Consider the following 18501-nt stretch of genomic DNA (forward strand, 5'->3'; position numbering starts at 1 on the left):
AGCCGGAGGAGGCGCCCCATGGCCGCGACGTTGCGCGACGTCACCACCTACGACCTGAAGCTCGCGGCTCCGCTGGCGGCGGGCTTCGTCCTGTTCTTCGTCACCCCGCTGGTCATCCTGCTGGCGCTGAGCTTCCAGACCGACCCGCAGGGCGGCCAGTACGGGCTGACGCAGTATGTCAATTTTCTGGGCGACCGCTTCAGCCTGGGGGTGCTGGGATCGACCCTGTGGCTGGGGGTGAAGGTGACGGCGCTGACCCTGCTGCTGGGCTATCCGGTGGCCTGGCTGCACCAGCGCTCCCCCGGCTGGGCGAAGGGCGTCATCATGCTGCTGGTGCTGCTGCCGCTGCTGACCAGCGTGGTGGTGCGCACCTTCGCCTGGGTGGTCATCCTCGGCCGGCAGGGCATCGTCAACGCCTCTCTGTCCTGGCTGGGACTGATCGACACGCCGCTGAAGCTGCTCTACACCGAAGGCGGCGTGGTGGTGGCGCTGGCCCAGGTGCAGATGCCGCTGATGGTGCTGCCGATCATCACGGCGCTGAGCCGCATCGACCCGAACCTCGCCGATGCGTCCTCGGTGCTGGGGGCCGGGCACTGGCGGACCTTCCGCAAGGTGATCCTGCCGCTGTCGCTGCCGGGCATCATCGCCGGCTGCCTGCTGACCTATGCCGCGGCGATCACCGCCTTCATCACCCAGAGCCTGATCGGCGGCGGCCAGATGCTGTTCATGCCGATGTACATCTACCAGCAGGCCTCGACCCTGCAGAACTGGCCGTTCGCCGCGGCGATCTCCATCATCTTCCTGGTGGCGGTGCTGGTGGTGGTGTCGATCTTCAACGCGCTGGGCCGCCTGTCGCGCGGCTATGCCAACGCCTGACGAGGGGGGAAGCGATGTCCCAAGCCGCCATTTCCAACACTGCCGGACGCCGCATCGATCTCGACGCGCTCAGCTTCCGCATCGTCATGACCGGAATCGCGCTCGTGGCGCTGGTCCTGCTGGTCGCGCCGACGGTGGTGGTGATCTGGGTGTCCTTCACCAGCGGCTATTCTCTGAAATTCCCGCCACCCGGCTATTCGCTGCGCTGGTACGCTGAGCTGTGGAACGCCTGGCAGCTCCAGTTCGCGCTGATGAACAGCCTGAAGGTGGCGGCCTGGGCGACCGGCCTGTCGATCCTGCTCGGAGTCTCCGCCTCGCTGGGCATCGCGCGGTCGCCGACGCTGACGGCGCGGGTGCTGGACAGCCTGTTCCTGTCGCCGCTGGTGCTGCCGGCGCTGGCCTTCGGCCTGTCGTCTCTGATGTTCTTCTCGATGATCGGGGTGCCGGTGTCGCCGCTGACCCTCGTCATCGGCCACACCGTGGTGTCGGTGCCCTACGTCGTGCGCAACACGGTGGCGTCGCTGGCCCAGATGAACCCGTCGCTGCTGGAGGCGTCGGCCAGCCTGGGCGGCGGGCGCTGGTACGGCTTCCGCCGGGTCACCCTGCCGCTGATCCGGCCCGGCATCATGGCCGGCGGCTTCATCGCCTTCATGGCATCCTTCGACAATGTTCCCGTCTCGCTGTTCCTGCGCGACGCCGCCACCGACATGCTGCCGATCCGCATGTGGCAGGACCTGGAAGGCCGGCTGGACGTCACCGTGGCGGCGCTGTCGGGCATCCTGATCGTCGCCACCATCGCCCTGATGATGGCGATGGAGCGCGTCGCCGGCCTGTCCAAACGGTTGACCTGAGGCCCGTCCTGTTCTCAGAAATGGTTATACACCCAGGAAGAGCGAAACCCCGTAGGGTGTGAATTTGAAGGGCAGATGCAGATGGCGCGCGGGATCGGTGACGACGAAGCGGAAGGGAACGATGTCGAGGAAGCGGGTCTGCTCCTCGGCGTAGCCCGCCGTGCGCAGCCAGTCGCCGACATGGAACAGCACCTCGTGCGGGCCGGCGGAGACGCCCTCTCCGCGAACGGTGGGATGTTCGAGCTGGCCGTTGGCACCGAGATTCCCCGCCGCCAGAAGCCGCCGTTCGGGCGTCAGCGCGTGAAGTTCAACCCGCATGCCCTCGGCGGCGACGCCGCGCGCCACATCCACGCCGTGAATCGAAATTCCGCCCGCCACGTCACCCTCCAGCCCGGTTCACCGACATGGTAGCCGAGGCCGTGGCCGCCGCGCCAGTGCCGCCCCTGCTGCCGGCGCTGGCGGGAATGACCGGCCTGCAGGCGCTGGTGGCGCTGGCCCTGTTCGCGCCTGGAGTGCTGGCGCCGCGCCTGGGCATCGATCCGGCCGGGCTGGGCCTGTTCACCACCACGGGCTTCTCGGTGGGCATGGCGGCGTCGCTGTGCGGCGGCCTGCTGGCCGGGCGGCTGGGCTCATTCCGCGTCGCCAGCTTCTGCGCGCTGGCGGCGGCCGTGGCCATGCTGTGCGCGGCGACCGGCGGCGGTGCCGCGGCGCTGCTGGCGGCGGGAATCGCCATCGGGCTGGCCTGCGGACCCGAAACGCCGGCCAGCGCCGCCATCCTCGGCCGGCTGGTGCGCGAGGCCGACCGGCCGATGGTGTTCTCCGTCCGCCAGACCGGCAACCAGATCGGCGCCATGGTCGGATCCCTTGCCCTGCCGGTGCTGGCCGCCGTCGTCGATCCGCGCGCCGGCTATGTCGCCATTGCCGCGCTGGCGCTGCTCTGCGTTCCGGTCTTCGAGCGGCTGCGGCCGGCCTACGACCCGCTGACCCGCAGCGCCGCCGCCGGCTTCGGGCTGGGTACGGCACTGCGGCTGCTGTGGATCGATCCAGCTCTGCGCCGCATGGCGCTGGCGGCCTTCCCCTATTCGGCGAGCCAGCTGACGCTGAACGGCTTTTTCGTCGTCTTCGCCGTGACGGAGCTGGGGCTGGGCCATGTCGCCGCCGGGGTGGCGCTGGCCGCCGGGCAGGCGGGCGGGCTGGTCGGACGGCTCGGCTGGGGCGTCGTCGCCTCGCGCTGGATGGCGCCGCGCCTGCTGGTCGGGCTGCTGGGGCTGGGCATGGCGGCGGCGTCGGTGCTGGTGGCGCTGGCCGGCGGCGCGATGCCCTTTCCGGTCCTGACGCTGGCGACCTTCCTGTTCGGACTGACCGCAAGCGGCTGGAACGGCGTGTTCCTGGCCGAGGTCGCAAGGCTGGCGCCGGCCGGCCGCATCGGCGAGGCGACGGGTGCGGTGATGGTCGGCGGCTTCGCCGGGCTGATCGCCGGGCCGATCCTGCTGGTTGCCGCCGCCGCGGTCATCAGCCTCGCCGCCGGCTATGTCCTGGTCGGGCTGCTGGCGGCGCTGGCCGGATTGAGCCTTTTCGGAGACAAGCGATGACCACACCCATTCGCGCAGCCGCCGTGGCGGAGGCCGTGCGCGCGGGCCGCAGCAGCGCCCGCGCCGAGACCCTGGCGGCGCTGGACCGCATCGCCGCCGGAAATCCGGCGCTTAACGCCTTCGTCACGGTCGATGAGGCAGCGGCGCTGGCCGAGGCGGAGGAGATCGACCGGCGGATCGCCGCCGGTGAACGGCTGCCCCTGGCCGGCGTGCCGGTCGCGGTCAAGGACACCATCTGGGTCGGCGGACGGCGCGTCACCCAGGGGTCGCGCCTGTTCGCCGATTTCCATGCGCCGGCGGATGCCATTGCGGTGGAGCGCCTGCGCGGCGCCGGCGCCGTCATCGTAGGCATGGCCAACAGTTCCGAATTCGCCTGCAAGGGCGTCACTACCAACCCGCTGTTCGGGCCGACGCGCCATCCGCGGAACCCGGACCTGACCCCCGGCGGGTCGAGCGGAGGACCGGCCGTCGCCGTGGCCGCGGGGCTGGTTCCGCTGGCGCTCGGCACCGATGCCGGCGGGTCGAGCCGACGCCCGCCCGCCCATGTCGGCGCGGTCGGGTTCAAGCCGTCCTTCGGCGCCATTCCCTATGGTCCGGGCTTCGCCGAACCATTTACCGGCATCGCGGTGCTGGCGCCCATCGCCGCCGACGTCGCCGACGCGGCGCTGATGTTCGAGGCGCTGTGCGGTCCCGATCCGCGCGATCCCGACTCCGTAGGCATCGCCGCCATGGACGACCGGCCGCCGGAAAGCCTGACCATCGCCTACAGCCCCCGCTTCGGCCTGGACGCTCCGGTGGACGACGAGGTGCGGCAGGCGGTGGATGGCGCGGTCGAAGCGCTGGACAGGGCGGGTGTCCGCATCGTCCGGCGCGATCCGCCCTGGCCGGACGGGGTGACGGAAACCGCGCTGATGCCCTTGCAGCATGCAGGCTTGGCCGCCCTTTACGGCGACGCCTTCCACCGCGACCCGTCCCTGTTCGACCCCGACATCGCGGTGCAGATCGAGAACGGCCTGCACCTGACCGGGGCGGAGGTCGCGGCGGCGCAGCTGCTGGGCGTGGAGGTGGCGCGGGCGCTCGCCGCATACTTCACGGATGTCGATCTGCTGATCGGTCCGACGACGCCCTGCGTCGCCTGGCCACTCGACCGGCTGGGGCCGGAGACCATCGGCGGGCGGACGGTGCCGCCGCGGGCGCATGCCGTCTTCACCCCGCTGTTCAACCACGCGAAGGTGCCGGCGATCAGCCTGCCCTGCGGCGCCGGCCGCGACGGCTTGCCGGTGGGCCTCCAACTGGTGGCCCCGCGCGGGCTGGACCGCCGGCTGCTGCGCTTCGCCGCTTTCACGGAAACGATGCTCGCCGCAAGCGGGCAAGGACAACTCGGATGAGCATGGACGACGATCTTCCCGCCACGGCAGTTCCCGACACCGAAGCCGCTCCCCGGCGTCGCCGCGCGGTGCCGCCCCCGCCGCTGGCGGAGATGGCGGTGGAGCGGCTGCGCGACATGATCATCTATGGCGAGCTGCCGCCGTCGGCCCGGCTGATCGAGCCTGAACTGAGCGAGAGGCTCGGCATTTCCCGCACGCCTCTGCGCGAGGCGCTGAAGCTGCTGGCTGCCGACGGGCTGGTGATGCTGCGCCCCAACCGCAACGCCATCGTCGCTCCGCTCGACGCCGGCGAGCTGATCCATCTGTTCGAGGCCGAAGGCTGCATCGAGAGCTTCGCGGCAAGGCTGGCCGCCGAACGCATGACCGCCGCCGACCTGCGCCGGCTGCGCGGTTTCCAGGACAAGATCGAAGCGTTGCAAGGGGCCGGCGCGCTGGAGGAGTATTTCTCCATCAACCAGAAGATCCACCGGCTGATCGTGTCGGGCGCCAAGAACCCCGCACTGGTCGATGCGCATGACCGGCTGCTCGGCCGGCTGGCGCGGGCGCGCTATTTCGCGCTGGGCGCCCAGGGGCGATGGAAGGAGTCGGTGCTGGAACACCGCGAGATCCTTGCTGCGATGGAGGCCCGCGACGGCGAGACCGCGCAGCGGCTGTTCGTCCACCATGTCGGCCGCACCGGCGAGGTGGTGGCTGCCGCCTGTGCCTCGCCCAGGGCTCGGCGGGCGGGGTAGCCACCACGCGCCGGGACCTTCAGAACGGCAGAATCAGAACGGCAGAACCGGCGCCGGGGCGCTCTTGGGGCGGGCGGGGGCCGGCAGGCCGCACGGCAGGAAATCGCCGCGGCCGGGCTGGACCAGCAACGCGCCATCACGGCAGACCACCGTCCCGCGCGAGATCGTCGCCACCGGCCAGCCGGTCACCTCCATCCCCTCATAGGGGGTGTAGTCGACATTGTGGTGCAGCAGGGCGTTGGTGACCGTCACCCGGCGGGCGGGATCCCACAGGGCGATGTCGGCGTCAGCCCCCACCGCGATGGTGCCCTTGCGCGGATGCAGCCCATACATGCGGGCCGGATTGGTGGCGGTCAGCTCGACGAATTTGGTCAGCTCCATCCGCCCGGTCATCACCCCGGCGGAGAACAGCAGCGGCAGCCGTGTCTCAACCCCCGGAATGCCGTTGGGCACGCAGCGGAATGGCGCTTTCTCGCCATGGACCTTCTTGCCACCCGGACCATTGAAATGGAACGGCGCATGGTCGGACGAGAAGATCTGGAAGGTGCCGCCGGTCAGCCCATCCCAGACGACGGCCTGATTGGCGGCGTCGCGCGGCGGCGGCGAGCAGATGCATTTCGCCCCCTCGAATCCCTCTCCGCCCAGATCGTCTGCGGTCAGGAAAAGATACTGAGGGCAGGTCTCGGCATAAATCCGCAGGCCTCGCCCCTGAGCCCAGCGGATCTGCTCCACCGCGTCGGCACCGGAGACATGGACGATCAGGATCGGCACGTCCACCAGCTCGGCCAGCGAGATCGCCCGGTGAGTGGCCTCGCGCTCCGCGACGCGCGGGCGGGAGACGCCATGGAAGAAGGGGGCGGTCTGGCCGGCGCGCTCCAGCTTCTCGGTCAGCCAGGCGATGCAGTCGGCATTCTCCGCATGCATCATCACCATCGCGCCCTCAGCACGGGCGATGTCGAGAACCTCCAGGATCTGGCGGTCGTTCAGCTTCAGCGCGTCGTAGGTCATGTAGATCTTGAAGGACGTGTAGCCCTCGCGGATCAGCGCCGGCAACTCCTGCCCCAGCACCTGCTCGGTCGGATCGGTGACGATCAGGTGGAAGGCGTAGTCGATCACCGGCTTGCCGGCGGCGCGCCGGTGATAATCGTCCACCGCCTCGCGCAGCGACCGGCCCTTTTCCTGGCAGGCGAAGGGCAGCACCGTGGTGGTGCCGCCGAAGGCGGCGGAGCGGGTGCCGGTGAGGAAATCGTCGGCCATCACCGACCCGTCACCGGTCGGCTGGTCGAAATGGACATGCCCGTCGACGCCGCCGGGCAGGACCAGCAGCCCGACGGCGTCGATCTCCTCGGCACCGGCGGCGAGGCCGGCGCCGAGCGCCGTGATGGTGCCGCCGCGCACGCCGACATCGGCCTTGAACACGTCCGACGCGGTGGCGACCGTGCCGTTGCGGATGACCAGATCGAACTCCATGCTCCCCTCCCCTTTCCTCTGGCGGCCGTCAGCCATGCAGTTCCCGGAACAGGCTGCCCCAGCCCTCGACCCGGCGGGTGTCGACGCCGGTCATGCGCAGCGACTTCCACACCACGGTGGACGCGGTGTCGTAGACGGGGATGCCCAGCGCCTTCTCCACCCGCTCGGCCACCGGGGCGCCGCGCATGTTGGTGCAGATGATGGCGATGGCGTCGGGCTTGGCCTCCGCCACCTCGGCGCACATGCGCTCGATCCGCTCCTCGGCGATCTCGGAGAAGGAGAAGTTGCCGCGGTCGTTCAGATGGCGCTCGGCCACCACCTCGAAGCCGGCGGCGTTGTAGTTGGCGACCATCCGCTCCTGAATTTCGTCGAGATAGGGGCTGACGATGGCGAAGCGCTTGCGCCCGGTGGTCTCCAGAATTTCGTTCAGCGCCAGCATCGAGGTGCAGGCCGGGATGCCGGTCTCCGCCGCGATGGTGCGGCACAGCCGCTCGTCGGCATCGAAGCCGAGCCAGCCGGCCGACGTGCCGTTCCAGCCGATGACGTTCAGCCGTGCATCGGCCAGCAGCCGGGCGGCGTCGAGGAAGGGCGCGTCGGTGAACTGGTCGAGCGCGGCGGCGCGCAGCGAGATCTCCTTGACGGTGAAGCGGCCGAAATGGGCCGTCACCTCCGGCAATCCGCTCAGCATCGCAGCGGTCACCGGCTCCAGCACCGTGTTGGACGACGGGGTCAGCATCCCCAGAAGGACGCGCTTGGTCAAGTCGGGCGTGCTCATGTTCGGTCCTTATCGCTTCAGGCGTTTCTATTGTTTCTTTGGGGTCGGTTTCTTGAGGTCAGGCACGCGCCCACAGCGCGTGGGCGGCCTCGTCGGCCTCGGTGCAGATTTGCTCCAGGTCGGCGCGCAGCAGGCGGCCGTCCTCCACCAGGATTTCACCGTCGACCATCACCGTCTCGACATCGCGGCCCTGACCGGTGTGGACCAGCGTGCCGAGCGGGTTGATCTGCGGGCGCAGATGCGGCCGGCGGCTGTCGAACAGCACCAGATCGGCGCATTTGCCGACGGCGAGCGTGCCGATGCGGTCCGCCATGCCGACGGCTTCCGCCCCGCCCAGCGTCGCCATGCGGAAGACATGCGATGGCTGCCAGTCGGCGGTGACGCCGCCCTGGCCGATGCGGGCGGTGGCAAGCGCCCAGCGCATCGCCTCCACCATGTCGCCATGCTGGGTGTCGGTACACAGCGCCAGATTGACCCCCGCCGCCTTCAAGGCCGGGGTCGGCGCCAGCCGGCCGGAGGCGGCGTTGCATTTCGGCACGGTCACGGCATGGGCGCCGGCACGGGCCAGCCGGGTGATGTCGTCGCCATCGACATAGAGGCAATGGGTGGCGAGAAGCCGGTCGTTCAGCAGCCCGACCTCCTCCAGTAGCGCCGCCGGAGAAAGGCCGGTCGAGGCGCGGACGCGCTCCAGCTCGACCCGGCTCTGGGCCAGATGGGTGTTGACGCGCATGACGCGCAACGCCGCCTCTGCGGCGAGCGTGCGCAGGAAGCCGGGGGAGCAGGTGTCCGGCGCATGGGCGGCCATCTGCACCGCGATGCGCCCATTCCGCGCGCCGTGCCAGCGGTCGTGCAGGTCGAGCGTCCGCCGCAGCAGGTCCTCGCCGATGGCGGCGTCGAAGCGCCACTCCCCCTGCGGCACGCGGGCGAAATCCACGTCATGCACCCGCCAGCCGGCATGGACGCGCAGGCCGAGATCGGCGACGGCGTCCAGCGTCGCCTCGGCATGGACGAAATGGTCGCAGACCAGGGTGGAGCCGGACAGCAGCGCCTCGGCCACCCCCAGCCGGGCCAGCGCCCGCGCCTCCTCCGGCGTGGCGTCGGTGCCCTTGGGGACGCCGGGGGTGTAGGAGGGGGCGAAACCGAGATCGGCGGCGACGCCGCGCACCATCACCAGCACCGCATGCAGGTGGGCGTTGACGAAGCCCGGCGTCGCCAGCCGGCCGGGCCGGTGCAGCGTGCGCGCCGCCGCCGGCAGGCCGGATGCCGCCGGGGCAAGATGGGCGATGCGGCCGTCGCGGATGCCGATGGCGGCGTCCTCCACGATGCCCAGCGCCGGATCGCCGGTAATGGCGGTGACGCCGGTCAGCAGCAGGTCGAGCGGCGGCGCGGTCATGCGGCAGCGCCTTGGCGGGCGACCTCGGCGGCGGCTTCCTGCTGCGCCCCCTTGCGCTGCTGCATCCCCTCCTCGCGGATCAGGTTGAGGATGTGGCGCTTGTGGTCGTTGAACTGCTGGCTGGTGATGTCGCGCGGACGCGGCAGGTCGAGGTCGATCAGCTCGCGCACTCGCCCCGGACGGCTGGTCAGAACCGCGACCTGGGTGCCGAGCACCAGCGCCTCGTCGACGCTGTGGGTGACGAAGACGATGGTGCAGCGCTGCTTCTGCCAGATGGCGACCAGTTCCTCCTGCATGTCCATCTTGGTCTGGGCGTCGAGGGCGGCGAACGGCTCGTCCATCAGGATGACCTCCGGATTCAGCAGCAGGGCGCGGGCGATGCCGACGCGCTGGCTCATGCCGCCCGACAGTTCCGCCGGGAAATGGTTTTCGAAGCCGCGCAGGCCGACCATGTCGATATACTCTTGCGCGGCGGCGCGGCGGTCGGCCTTGCGCCAGCCCTTCAGCCGCAGATGGAAGGCGACATTCTCCCACACCGGCAGCCAGGGCATCAGGTTGGCCTGCTGGAAGACCATGCCGCGGTCGGCGCCCGGCCCGTCCACCGGCTTGCCGCCTACCGTCACGCTGCCGCCGGTCGGTTTCTCGAAGCCGGCGATCATGTTCAGCAGGGTGGACTTGCCGCAGCCCGAGGAACCGAGCAGGCAGAGGAACTGGTTCGGTTCCACCGACAGGCTGACATCGTCGATGGCCAGCAGGTCGCGCTTGCGCTTGGCGTCGCGGAAGACCTTGGTGATGTTCTGGAGTTCGATCGAGGCCATGGTCTCAGCCCTCCCGGCTCTGCAGGGTGGATCCGTGCTGCCAGTGCAGAGCCATCGACATCAGGAGCTTGATGAGGCCGTCGGTCGCGTAGCCGAGCAGGCCGATGCTGGCCATCGAGGCGAGCACAAGGTCGTAGCGCAGGAAGTAATAGCTGTCCCACAGCACGTATCCCAGACCGCTCTTGACCGCGACCATCTCGGCCGTGACTGTCAGCATCCAGGCGGCGCCGATGCCGATGCGCAGGCCGGCGAAGATGCTGGGCAGCGCCGCCGGGAACACCACATGGCGCAGAAGCTGCTGTTCGGTGGCGCCCATCATCGAGGCGGCACGGATCAGGTTACGGTCGGCGGTCTTCACCCCATGGATGGTGTTCATCAGCACGGGGAAGAAGGCGCCGAGGAAGACCAGGAAGATCGCCGGCTTGTTGGCGATGCCGAACCAGATGATCGCCAGCGGAATCCACGACACCGGCGGAACCGGGCGCAGCATCTGGATGGTCGGTTCCACCGTCCGCTCGACCCAGCGCCACCAGCCGATGGCGATGCCGAGCAGGATGCCGCTGACCGCGGCGATGCCGTAGCCGGCGGCGACCCGCATGGCGCTGGACAGCGCGTCGGCCAGCCAGCGCCCGCTGTTGCCCTGCGATGTCTCGTCGAAGCCGAACACCCAGTCGCCCCAGGCATGCAGAACCACCGTCGGCGGCGGCAGCAGCGCCGCCGGCAGCAGGCCGGATCGCGACACGATCTCCCAGGCCACGAGGATGAAGAGGGGAACGACTGCCCGCTCCCAGGATTTCCAGATCGCCGTCATAAGGCGGACTCCCGTCCTGCGGACAATAGCTGCCCGTCGAAAACACCTTGTCGGATGCGCCCCGCCGGAAGCCGTCAATCGGGCCGGCGGGGCCGCATGCGGCCGCTGATCAGAAACCGAGTTCGCTTTTCGGCTTGCCGGTGACGGATTCGAGGAACTTGTAATCGAGGTTCTTTTCGGCCACCGCGGACACGTCGTGGCTGATGTATTTCAGGTCGCGCATCATCGCGGCAATGGCCAGCGTGCTGTCCTTGTGCATCTCATAGTCGGGGGTGGCATTCTTCAGCGCCTCGGCGGCGACCGCCTTGTCCATGCCGGTGTATTTGTTGATCGTCTCGATCCAGGCGCCCTTGTCGGCCTTCAGAGTGTCGACCAGAGCCACGACCGACGCGACTGTGGCCTCGACCGCCTTGGGATGCTCCTTGATGACGTCGGAGCGGGTGACGATCAGGTTGGTCAGGTTGCCGGCGGCCTGGTCGTAGGGAAGCGTGAAGTGCCGGCCGACGCCGCTGCTGCGAATCTGCGAGGCGAAGGGCTCGACCGTGCAGATCACGTCGACCTCGCCGCGCTGCAGGGCGGCGGCATGGTCGGACGGGTTCGGGATGTTGATGAACTGCACGTCCTTGTTGGCGTCGATGCCGTTCTTCAGGAAGGCGCCGCGCATGTGGATGTCCTGCGCGTTCCCGCGCGAGGCGGCGACGCGCAACGGCTCGCCCTTTGCCTTGCGTTCGGCGACCAGCGCCTTGAAACCGGCCCAGTCGTCGGGCTTCAGCTCGATCCCCTTGGCCGTCAGGATCTCCGAGCCGCCATTCACCTGACCGGAGATGGCCACCACGTCGAAGCCCTTGTCGAGGGCGGTGATGTAATGGAGATAGGTGACCTGGGCCACGTCGATGCTCTTGGACACCAGCGCGGTCAGCACATCGTTGCCGGAATTGAAGTTGATCGCCTCGATCTTGACGCCCTTCGCCAGATCGGGAGTCAGCGCCATCGGCAGGCAATGGGCGCATTTGGCGAAACCCAGCTTCACCGCGTCCATATCGGCGGCCTGCGCCGTCGTGGCGGCCGCGGACAGGGCAATCGCGAGGCCGGTGACGGCGCCATAGGTGAAGGATCGAAGCGACATGGGCAGAATTCCCTGATGCGATTGCGATGATCCGACGGTCGCAAATCGCATGCCAGATTGTATACAAAATGGTGATTCCAGATTTCGCTATTTTTCTCAATGCCTTGGGTGATTTTTGCTCGGAAGTGCCTTTGCGAGTTACGCTTGCCTTAATTTTGTGCGCATGGCATCGTTCGCGCACCAATGCACAATCATTCAGCAGAATGGGCAGCGCCGGATCGACCATGGACAGCGTGAAGACAGCCAAGCCCGCCGCCGGGCCCATCCGCCGCGAAACGCTGCATCACGGGGCCGTCGCGGAGTTGCGCACGATGATCCTCTCCGGAGAGCTTCGGCCGGGAAGCCGGGTACCGGAAATTCAGCTGTGCGAGCAGCTAGGTGTGTCCCGCACGCCGCTGCGGGAAGCACTGCGGGTCTTGGCGGCGGAGGGGCTGGTGGAACTCCGGCCGCACCGCGGCGCGGTGGTTACGCCCGTCGATTCAAATGAAATCGCCGCAATCTTTGAAGTGATGGAGGCGCTGGAAGCGTTGGCGGGCGAACTCATATGCTTGCGTGGAACAGAGGAGGAATTTGCCGAACTCGAACGGCTGCACGCTCAGCTTCACGCTCAATTCGATGCCGGCGACCGGCTGGCATATTTCATGACCAATCGCCAGATTCATGCCTGGATCGTCGGAATGGCGCGCAATCCGTCCTTGGAAGCCACCTATTCTGGCTTCGCATCGAAGATTCTTCGCGCCCGATCATTGGCCAACTACGATGCCGAACGCTGGCGCAACTCACTGATGGAGCATGACGGCTTCATGGCGGCCCTCCGGCGACGCGATGCGGCGACGGCAGGCAGGCTACTGGCAGACCATTGCTGCCATACCAAGGGTGCTGTCCTCAATGCGCTCAATAGCTCCGCAACGTCAGTGCAGAACTCGCTGCACCTACGGCTCCCCCCCTGATGGTGCTGCTGGGTTGGCGAGTTCGCGCTGTTCGTGGGGGTTTCCGGTGATGAGCACGACGCCTTATCCATACCGCGGCTTCCGCTTTCCGGCGGCGAACACCGACAAGGCCGATATCTGAACAACGCTCGCGAAATCTCGGATCGGCTGACCGGGCAGTTCAAACGGCACATGCGACGGTTCAAGTCCGCCAGGTATGCCCAATGATTTCTCCGCACCCACTGCCCGATCCGCAAACATTTCCAGCTGCGCCGCCATCTGATCTCGGCCACCGAGTACCATGCCGCCCGAGCTTGCGCCTCCACCATCTAGTGCACTGACTCATTCAGAAGGTGCAATGAGCCTGTCTGGTCTGACGAATGTGGGGTTGGCGGGCTTGGTTCAGACGAAGGGCTTTGCCGCCTCGTTATGGGCGCGGATGTAGCGGGCGATTGCGTCCTGCAGAACTGCTGTGCTCGTCGCCATCGACGAGGAGGATGCGCTGGCTGCGTCTCGCGAACTCCGTGGCAAGGTGCACGGCGACTGTCAAAGCGCCAGGACTGCCCTTCACCTCACCGGCTGCCACCTTGCGCCCTCCCCGGTGCACCCCAACTCCGCCCGTCGCTGCGCGTTCATTGTCGGAGCCCGCGCCCACGATCGTTCCGCCCTCGCCTCCCGTCATCGCAGCCATTCACACACTCCTTGATATGGGTTGGATCGGTGGCGTGGTCGCGACGTCGTTTGGATGTTAGCGCAACGTTCTGCCATCATTTCGTCGCCAGGGCATCACGGATCCCGGATGTTTCGGTGACCACCGTGGTGCGAAAAGACTGCGGGAAGGTGACGAGCGAGGAGGCGAGGGATGACAAGCGTCTTTGCGAGACTGACGATCTTTGTGACCTTCACGCAAAGAAACCTTGCTACACCATTGCAGGAAGATTGCCTGCACATCGCAAAGGGATCGCTTTGAAGTCACTGAAAAGGAGAGTGCGTCGGAGATCCGACGCCCGTTTTCAAAGAGCCAACAAGGTTCATCAGAAGCGAAGCCGGCTTCGCTTCTGCCTTGCCGTCGTGTCGTAACATCAGGAGAGAGCGTCTTCGTCGATGTCTTCACCCACCTCCGCCTTCAGTGCGGCGATCTGCTCTTCCAATCGGGCTCGTTCGGCGAGCAGGCGCTTTAAGGTCTCTCGCTTCGCCGCTTGGTCGGTGTCGCCCTGGAGGGGAAGGGCCGGCCTGCGGGACAGTGCCTTGAATGCCCGGATCTCGGCGCGGCGGGCTTCTTTGCGGATGATGCCCTCATCAAGAGCCTGTCGGCGCTCGTCGTCCGTCAGGGTCGTGATCTCGTAGAGCACGGTGTACGAGGTCGGTGTAACGTCTGCCGGCAGCAAATTGTCGCGGACGGCACGGTAGGCAGCCATCATCATCTGAGCCGCCCGCGGAGCAAACGGCAACCGACCATTGATCATGGCTTCGAAATCGCCATGGCCCAACGCCGCCTTCGCCCGAAGAAGGTATTCGCCGATGGCGATGAAACGCTGACCGGCTTCATGGAAGAGAGTCGTGATCGTATCAACATAGTCGTCGAGCGACACCGGCTCGCGCGATGGCGCAATGACCTCCGGCTCGATCGCAGGTGTTTGGCTCTTCAGGCTGGGCAAGGCTCCCGCTCCTGACTGCAGCGAACGCTTGAAGTCGGCAGCGCTGACGCCTCTGATCTTGCTCATGTCACGCCTCCGTGGTCGCCTTGGCCCGTTTGGATCGTTTCTTTGCTGCCTTCGGGCCGATACCGAGCCGGTCGGAAATCTCGGCGGCAAGCGTTTCGACATCTCGGACGGCATCCTTGTCGCCCATGCTGAGCGGCGCGCGATGCAGCAACCAGGCTTCGCGGAAACAGACCCGGTCGGCAAGGTCGGAGTCGAGGAGCGGGAGCTCCGCCGCTGTGATGAACTCACGAGCCTTTGCCGTCATAACCTCGCGGCGCTTGGAACGGTTCAGGACGACGGCACGAGGAATGACCGCTGTCGGATTATGCTTCCGTGCGGTTTTCTCCACGTGGTCGATGACCCCATTGGTCCGGCTCGCCTCGATGATGTCGGGGCGGCTCGGGTTTGCGGGAATCAGTACCGCATCCGCAGCGCCGACGGCAAAGAGCATCCCTTGCGACAGCACACCCGCGACGTCGATGAGCACGATGTCATGTTCCGTGTTCGCGGCGATGGCAGCATCAAAGACGGTGTCTTCGGTAACGCGTATGCAGGTCACGTTCGGCATGCCGGCATCTCCGATCCAATCCAAGAGATTGGAGTTCGGGTCGAGATCGAGGGCGGCAACTTTTAGACCGCACCGACTGCTCCAATAGTCGGCGAGCGACACGACGAGCGAGGTCTTACCCGCACCTCCCTTACCGCTTGCCACTGCCAGGATGGCCACGCTTCCCTCCGTTTGCTCGGATCCGTTGACGCAAAATGCCCCGCTGATTTGGGATCGTCAATGCGAAAGCATACTAAAAACGCGCCGTCATCGCTCCAGAAAGCGAAGCCGGCTTCGGTTTTGCCAGATGCCGTGACCAGGGGAGCCGAGGCGGAAGGTAAATTGCTACAGTCTTCCTATGTGCCACTGAGATAGGCCGATCGCGTTACGGCAGCGGTACCGGTTGCGGATAAACGCGACCCTGCTCCAGGATCAGGCCCGTGTCGAGTATGACGCGGGGCGATCCCGGCTCCCGCACCGGTGCCAGCGTTTGTACCCCAAGGAGCGGTGTCCGCCACTTCCACCGGTGCAAAATGGGCAACCACCGTCCCAGAGCCCAGCGTCCAGTTCCATGGACTTCAGCATAGGCTTTCAGCGTCAGTCCGCTGCCCTTCCAAGCCTCAACATGACCGCGCCAATAGCTTTCCAGAGCCTGATCCATCATCTTCTTACCCCGCTGAGCTGCGGCCAGCGGAGTATTTCATGAACCACGATCACGTCGGATGCGTCGTCATACAACGCTTACGGTGCAGGCGATCCGGTTGATGGAGGAACATGATGTCGAAGCCCCGGAGGGGCTGGTGAGCCTGTGTCGGGCACGCTACGCAAAACCACAGTGAACCGGTATCCGCGCGCCGGTGGGTTGGACTACGCTCAGGTGATCCGTGCGTCGGCAGCGGTGCGGTTCCAGGCGCGGCGGTCGAACGAACTGTGGCAGTTCGACATAAGCTCGTCGGACCTGAAGCACGCGATCCTCGACGAGAAGCGAGAGCGCGAACTGCAGCAACTCGTACGTTGCGGCTGTAAGCCGGTGGCCCGCTTCATGGACGGGGCGCACGACCTGCACGGCAAAACGCTGATTGGACTGAAGCTGCTGATAGGGGTGGTCCTGGGTCGGCGAACAGCGGCACCAGCAGATGAAGGAAGAGCTCGGCCTCGATCACTTCGAAGGGCGGGGCTGGCAAGGCCTTCACCACCATGCCGTGCTGGATCGCTTTGGCCCTTCTCCAGCACCAGCTCCTTGCCGCCGTGCCGGAAGGGGAAAAAACGAACGGCGCAGACCGCGGGCCGCCTCCGCAGCCGACGCTCTCCGCCATCCGTCAGGCCATTCTCGCGCAAATCCGGTCACCGCACCCGTTCGATGTCCGTGCTGTCGGTTCTGGCTCATCCCGCACAAGCGAGCGTAGAACTGGCGTAGCAGCGCCAGTAGCGCGGGGATCGGTAGGGCCGCGGCTTATTAGACGTCTAATAGCATGTCACTCACCGAGCAGCGTATCGATGGCGGTGCGTAGCGCGCGCAGAGCCTCGCGGTCGGCATCGTCGAGCTGGCTGCCGCCGTCGCTGAGATCACGCAGGCTTGCGACTCCCTTGTGCAGCGCCCGCAACGTCGTTCGGTGCGTAGCAAGGGCAGGGGAGGGAGCTTTGCGCTGTTTCTTGGCCTCGCGCACCGCCTTGACGGTGAGGCCGGCTTTCGCACGTTCCCACAACTGCGCCTGCAGTGCGGCATCACCGAGTTCGGAAAGCTCCATCAGCACCGAAACCGACACATGGCTCTGAAGCGGCGCATCCTCCTGGATCGCCGCCGGCAGCCGCAGGATACCGAGCAGCCGCGCCACGTACTCTTGCGATTTGCCGATCAGCACCGCGGCTTGATCCTGCGTCAACCCCTTGTCCTCGACCAGACGCTCCAGCGAACGCGCAACGTCGATTGCGTGCAGGTCGACACGCTGGACGTTCTCGATCAGAGCCAAGGCCTGGGCATCGTCGGTGTCGAGCACCAGCGCCGGAATGGTTTCGCGGTCAAGCTGACGGAAGGCCCAGTATCGCCGTTCGCCGGCAATGATCATGAAGCGGTCGACGGCGATCTCGCGCACGTTGATCGGCTGCAGCAATCCCTTCTGCTCGATCGACGCGGCCAGCGTCGCGATGTCGGCCTCCCGAGCGTTGCGCCGCGGCTGATCGGGATCCGGCTCGATCTGGCCAAGCGGGATTTCCCGGAAGCGCATCTTGCCGCTCAGTCCGAACAGCGCCCGGTTGCTGGTCCCGCCACCGCCAGCGGCGGCGCGGCTGATCGTCCGCTTCAGCAGTCCGGTGTTTGCGACATCAAGCCCCTTCTTAGCCGCCATGACCAACCTCCGCCCGAGCCAGCGCCAGCAGCGCCTCGGCAATTTCCTGGTAGCTGTCCGCTCCGGCGGAATTCGGGTTCATCGCCAATCCCGGCCGCCCGGCCAATACGCTCTTGGTGTAATCCACAGCCCGGCGCACCGGCGCGAACAGGCGCAGGTTCTCCGACTCCGCCATCGCTTGCAGCTCGGTCAGGATCTGTTCGTCCTGCAGCCGGCGCGGGCTGAACATCGTCGGCAGGATGCCAAGGATCCGCAGCCGCGGGTTGACCAGTTCCCGCACGCCGGCGATGGTTTCGAACAGCTGGGGAATGCCCATCAGCGACAGCATCTCCGTCTGGGTCGGGATGAGAAGCTGATCGGCGGCGTTCAGCACAGACACGGTCAGTTCGCCCAGATGCGGCGGGCAATCGAGAATGATGAAGTCATAGTGGCCGGACAACTGGGCGATCTTGGCGCGCAGGATCAGCGTACCGTTGGGCTGGCGCAGCAGTTCGCGGTCGGCCGCCGCCAGCGAGATGGAGGAGGGCAGCAGGTCGAAGGCGCCGTCGCACACCGGGGTGACGAATTCCCGCAATGGGCGGGTCGAGCGCAGCGCATGGGTCAGCGTCTCTTTCACCACCTCGCGTTCATGCGGGTCGACACCAAGATGGACGGTCGCGTTGGCCTGAGGGTCGCAGTCGACCAGCAGCACCCGCTGGCCCTGCCGGCTCAGCAACCACGCGACATTCACGCAGGTCGTCGTCTTGCCGACCCCGCCCTTCTGGTTCGCGGCGCAGAGAACAAGCGGAGCATTGCGCGCGCTGGACGCGGCCGGAATACCGACCGGGCTGGTCGACGCCTTCAGCGCGGCGCCGACTGTTTGCGGAATGCGCTCCGCTCCGGTTTCCCAACGGGAGATCTTAGCGCGGTCATAGCGGCGGCCGAGCCGCTCGTTCAGCCAGACCACCAACTCCTGTTGATTCATACCGCGGTCTTCGCGGTAGCGGCGCAGTTCCTCGCCGCTCATCTCATGCGCCATCGGGTATCGCTCACTCCGGAAGGTGAATCCGCGGAACGATGAGCGATGTTGACGGTACTGTCAACCGATGTGCATCTTGCTGTGTAGCACATGCCATGCCCGACTGCGCTGCGCCCAAGGAACCCTTA

18 protein-coding genes and 3 pseudogenes are annotated in these 18501 nt (G+C 66.9%); 9 read left to right on the forward strand and 12 right to left on the reverse strand.

Going from position 1 to position 18501, the window contains the following annotated elements; all coding sequences use genetic code 11:
- Window positions 1-18 precede the first annotated feature (18 nt).
- Both PWS46_RS29890 and PWS46_RS29895 read left to right on the forward strand, forming a co-directional pair.
- Entirely contained in the window at window positions 19-876 is an 858-nt protein-coding gene (locus PWS46_RS29890) for an ABC transporter permease (RefSeq protein ID WP_434625920.1), read from the forward strand.
- Window positions 877-890: 14 nt separating this feature from the next.
- Window positions 891-1727 carry an ABC transporter permease gene (locus PWS46_RS29895; protein WP_434625922.1) on the forward strand — a complete coding sequence of 279 codons (837 nt, stop codon included), beginning with the start codon at window positions 891-893 and terminating at the stop codon, window positions 1725-1727.
- A gap of 24 nt (window positions 1728-1751) precedes the next feature.
- On the opposite strand, the gene PWS46_RS29900 is transcribed toward PWS46_RS29895, so the two are convergent.
- Complete coding sequence (locus tag PWS46_RS29900) at window positions 1752-2105, reverse strand: hydroxyisourate hydrolase (protein WP_434625924.1); 354 nt, start codon at window positions 2103-2105, stop codon at window positions 1752-1754.
- Between the two features lie 41 nt (window positions 2106-2146).
- On the opposite strand from PWS46_RS29900, the gene PWS46_RS29905 reads away from it, so the two are divergent.
- From PWS46_RS29905 to PWS46_RS29915, 3 genes are read left to right on the forward strand one after another with little or no spacing between them, the layout of a single operon-like run.
- A complete protein-coding gene (locus PWS46_RS29905; protein ID WP_434625926.1) occupies window positions 2147-3319 on the forward strand; it encodes an MFS transporter in 1173 nt (390 codons plus the stop codon).
- Complete coding sequence (locus tag PWS46_RS29910) at window positions 3316-4707, forward strand: amidase (protein ID WP_434625928.1); 1392 nt, start codon at window positions 3316-3318, stop codon at window positions 4705-4707. The genes PWS46_RS29905 and PWS46_RS29910 overlap by 4 nt, the downstream gene beginning before the upstream one ends.
- Window positions 4704-5438 (forward strand): GntR family transcriptional regulator, encoded by a 735-nt coding sequence (locus PWS46_RS29915; RefSeq protein ID WP_434625929.1) that lies wholly within the window; start codon window positions 4704-4706, stop codon window positions 5436-5438. Before PWS46_RS29910 ends, PWS46_RS29915 begins: the two co-directional genes overlap by 4 nt.
- A gap of 33 nt (window positions 5439-5471) precedes the next feature.
- On the opposite strand, the gene hydA is transcribed toward PWS46_RS29915, so the two are convergent.
- From hydA to PWS46_RS29945, 6 genes are all read right to left on the reverse strand, one after another.
- Complete coding sequence (gene hydA / locus PWS46_RS29920) at window positions 5472-6908, reverse strand: dihydropyrimidinase (protein ID WP_434625931.1); 1437 nt, start codon at window positions 6906-6908, stop codon at window positions 5472-5474.
- A gap of 28 nt (window positions 6909-6936) precedes the next feature.
- On the reverse strand, window positions 6937-7668 hold the full coding sequence (locus PWS46_RS29925; RefSeq protein ID WP_434626050.1) for a maleate cis-trans isomerase family protein: 732 nt from the start codon (window positions 7666-7668) through the stop codon (window positions 6937-6939).
- Between the two features lie 73 nt (window positions 7669-7741).
- Window positions 7742-9076, reverse strand: a complete 1335-nt coding sequence (locus PWS46_RS29930) for an amidohydrolase family protein (RefSeq protein ID WP_434625933.1) — start codon at window positions 9074-9076, stop codon at window positions 7742-7744.
- Complete coding sequence (locus tag PWS46_RS29935) at window positions 9073-9894, reverse strand: ABC transporter ATP-binding protein (RefSeq protein ID WP_434625935.1); 822 nt, start codon at window positions 9892-9894, stop codon at window positions 9073-9075. The genes PWS46_RS29930 and PWS46_RS29935 overlap by 4 nt, the downstream gene beginning before the upstream one ends.
- Before the next feature lie 4 nt (window positions 9895-9898).
- Window positions 9899-10705, reverse strand: a complete 807-nt coding sequence (locus tag PWS46_RS29940) for an ABC transporter permease (protein ID WP_434625937.1) — start codon at window positions 10703-10705, stop codon at window positions 9899-9901.
- Window positions 10706-10814: 109 nt separating this feature from the next.
- On the reverse strand, window positions 10815-11831 hold the full coding sequence (locus tag PWS46_RS29945) for an ABC transporter substrate-binding protein (protein ID WP_434625939.1): 1017 nt from the start codon (window positions 11829-11831) through the stop codon (window positions 10815-10817).
- A gap of 68 nt (window positions 11832-11899) precedes the next feature.
- Between PWS46_RS29945 and PWS46_RS29950 the strand changes: the two genes are divergently transcribed.
- Window positions 11900-12781, forward strand: coding sequence for a GntR family transcriptional regulator (locus PWS46_RS29950; RefSeq protein ID WP_434625941.1), 882 nt, complete (start codon window positions 11900-11902; stop codon window positions 12779-12781).
- A 1061-nt stretch (window positions 12782-13842) separates the two neighbouring features.
- Here the strand turns inward: PWS46_RS29950 and PWS46_RS29955 are convergent.
- The 3 genes from PWS46_RS29955 to tnpA form a co-directional block, all read right to left on the reverse strand.
- On the reverse strand, window positions 13843-14484 hold the full coding sequence (locus PWS46_RS29955; RefSeq protein WP_434625944.1) for a hypothetical protein: 642 nt from the start codon (window positions 14482-14484) through the stop codon (window positions 13843-13845).
- A 1-nt stretch (window position 14485) separates the two neighbouring features.
- Window positions 14486-15190, reverse strand: a complete 705-nt coding sequence (locus PWS46_RS29960; RefSeq protein ID WP_434625945.1) for a ParA family protein — start codon at window positions 15188-15190, stop codon at window positions 14486-14488.
- A 205-nt stretch (window positions 15191-15395) separates the two neighbouring features.
- Window positions 15396-15674 carry an IS66 family insertion sequence element accessory protein TnpA gene (gene tnpA / locus PWS46_RS29965; protein WP_434625946.1) on the reverse strand — a complete coding sequence of 93 codons (279 nt, stop codon included), beginning with the start codon at window positions 15672-15674 and terminating at the stop codon, window positions 15396-15398.
- A gap of 64 nt (window positions 15675-15738) precedes the next feature.
- Here tnpA and PWS46_RS29970 point away from each other — a divergent pair.
- The 3 pseudogenes from PWS46_RS29970 to PWS46_RS29980 all read left to right on the forward strand — a co-directional run.
- Window positions 15739-15977 (forward strand): annotated as a pseudogene (locus PWS46_RS29970) (IS481 family transposase); the annotation flags it as partial.
- Window positions 15978-15989: 12 nt separating this feature from the next.
- Window positions 15990-16118: pseudogene (locus PWS46_RS29975) on the forward strand (ExeA family protein); the annotation flags it as partial.
- A gap of 1 nt (window position 16119) precedes the next feature.
- Window positions 16120-16416, forward strand: a pseudogene (locus PWS46_RS29980) (hypothetical protein); the annotation flags it as partial.
- A gap of 69 nt (window positions 16417-16485) precedes the next feature.
- On the opposite strand, the gene PWS46_RS29985 reads toward PWS46_RS29980, so the two are convergent.
- Together PWS46_RS29985 and PWS46_RS29990 are read right to left on the reverse strand one after the other, a co-directional pair.
- Window positions 16486-17355: a ParB/RepB/Spo0J family partition protein gene (locus PWS46_RS29985; protein WP_434625948.1), complete on the reverse strand. Its 870-nt coding sequence runs from the start codon at window positions 17353-17355 to the stop codon at window positions 16486-16488.
- Window positions 17345-18373, reverse strand: coding sequence for an AAA family ATPase (locus PWS46_RS29990; protein ID WP_434625951.1), 1029 nt, complete (start codon window positions 18371-18373; stop codon window positions 17345-17347). The genes PWS46_RS29985 and PWS46_RS29990 overlap by 11 nt, the downstream gene beginning before the upstream one ends.
- Between the last annotated feature and the right edge of the window lie 128 nt (window positions 18374-18501).

Source organism: Azospirillum sp. B2RO_4, assembly GCF_051124815.1.
Lineage (GTDB): Bacteria > Pseudomonadota > Alphaproteobacteria > Azospirillales > Azospirillaceae > Azospirillum.

Bases quoted from the DNA above. Each gene is read 5' to 3' on its own strand.
- PWS46_RS29890 (WP_434625920.1), top strand. From the start codon at position 19: ATGGCCGCGACGTTGCGCGACGTCACCACCTACGACCTGAAGCTCGCG.
- PWS46_RS29895 (WP_434625922.1), top strand. From the start codon at position 891: ATGTCCCAAGCCGCCATTTCCAACACTGCCGGACGCCGCATCGATCTC.
- PWS46_RS29910 (WP_434625928.1), top strand. From the start codon at position 3,316: ATGACCACACCCATTCGCGCAGCCGCCGTGGCGGAGGCCGTGCGCGCG.
- PWS46_RS29915 (WP_434625929.1), top strand. From the start codon at position 4,704: ATGAGCATGGACGACGATCTTCCCGCCACGGCAGTTCCCGACACCGAA.
- hydA (WP_434625931.1), bottom strand. From the start codon at position 6,908: ATGGAGTTCGATCTGGTCATCCGCAACGGCACGGTCGCCACCGCGTCG.
- PWS46_RS29930 (WP_434625933.1), bottom strand. From the start codon at position 9,076: ATGACCGCGCCGCCGCTCGACCTGCTGCTGACCGGCGTCACCGCCATT.
- PWS46_RS29935 (WP_434625935.1), bottom strand. From the start codon at position 9,894: ATGGCCTCGATCGAACTCCAGAACATCACCAAGGTCTTCCGCGACGCC.
- PWS46_RS29940 (WP_434625937.1), bottom strand. From the start codon at position 10,705: ATGACGGCGATCTGGAAATCCTGGGAGCGGGCAGTCGTTCCCCTCTTC.
- PWS46_RS29945 (WP_434625939.1), bottom strand. From the start codon at position 11,831: ATGTCGCTTCGATCCTTCACCTATGGCGCCGTCACCGGCCTCGCGATT.
- PWS46_RS29950 (WP_434625941.1), top strand. From the start codon at position 11,900: ATGGTGATTCCAGATTTCGCTATTTTTCTCAATGCCTTGGGTGATTTT.
- PWS46_RS29955 (WP_434625944.1), bottom strand. From the start codon at position 14,484: ATGAGCAAGATCAGAGGCGTCAGCGCTGCCGACTTCAAGCGTTCGCTG.
- tnpA (WP_434625946.1), bottom strand. From the start codon at position 15,674: ATGATGGATCAGGCTCTGGAAAGCTATTGGCGCGGTCATGTTGAGGCT.
- PWS46_RS29985 (WP_434625948.1), bottom strand. From the start codon at position 17,355: ATGGCGGCTAAGAAGGGGCTTGATGTCGCAAACACCGGACTGCTGAAG.
- PWS46_RS29990 (WP_434625951.1), bottom strand. From the start codon at position 18,373: ATGGCGCATGAGATGAGCGGCGAGGAACTGCGCCGCTACCGCGAAGAC.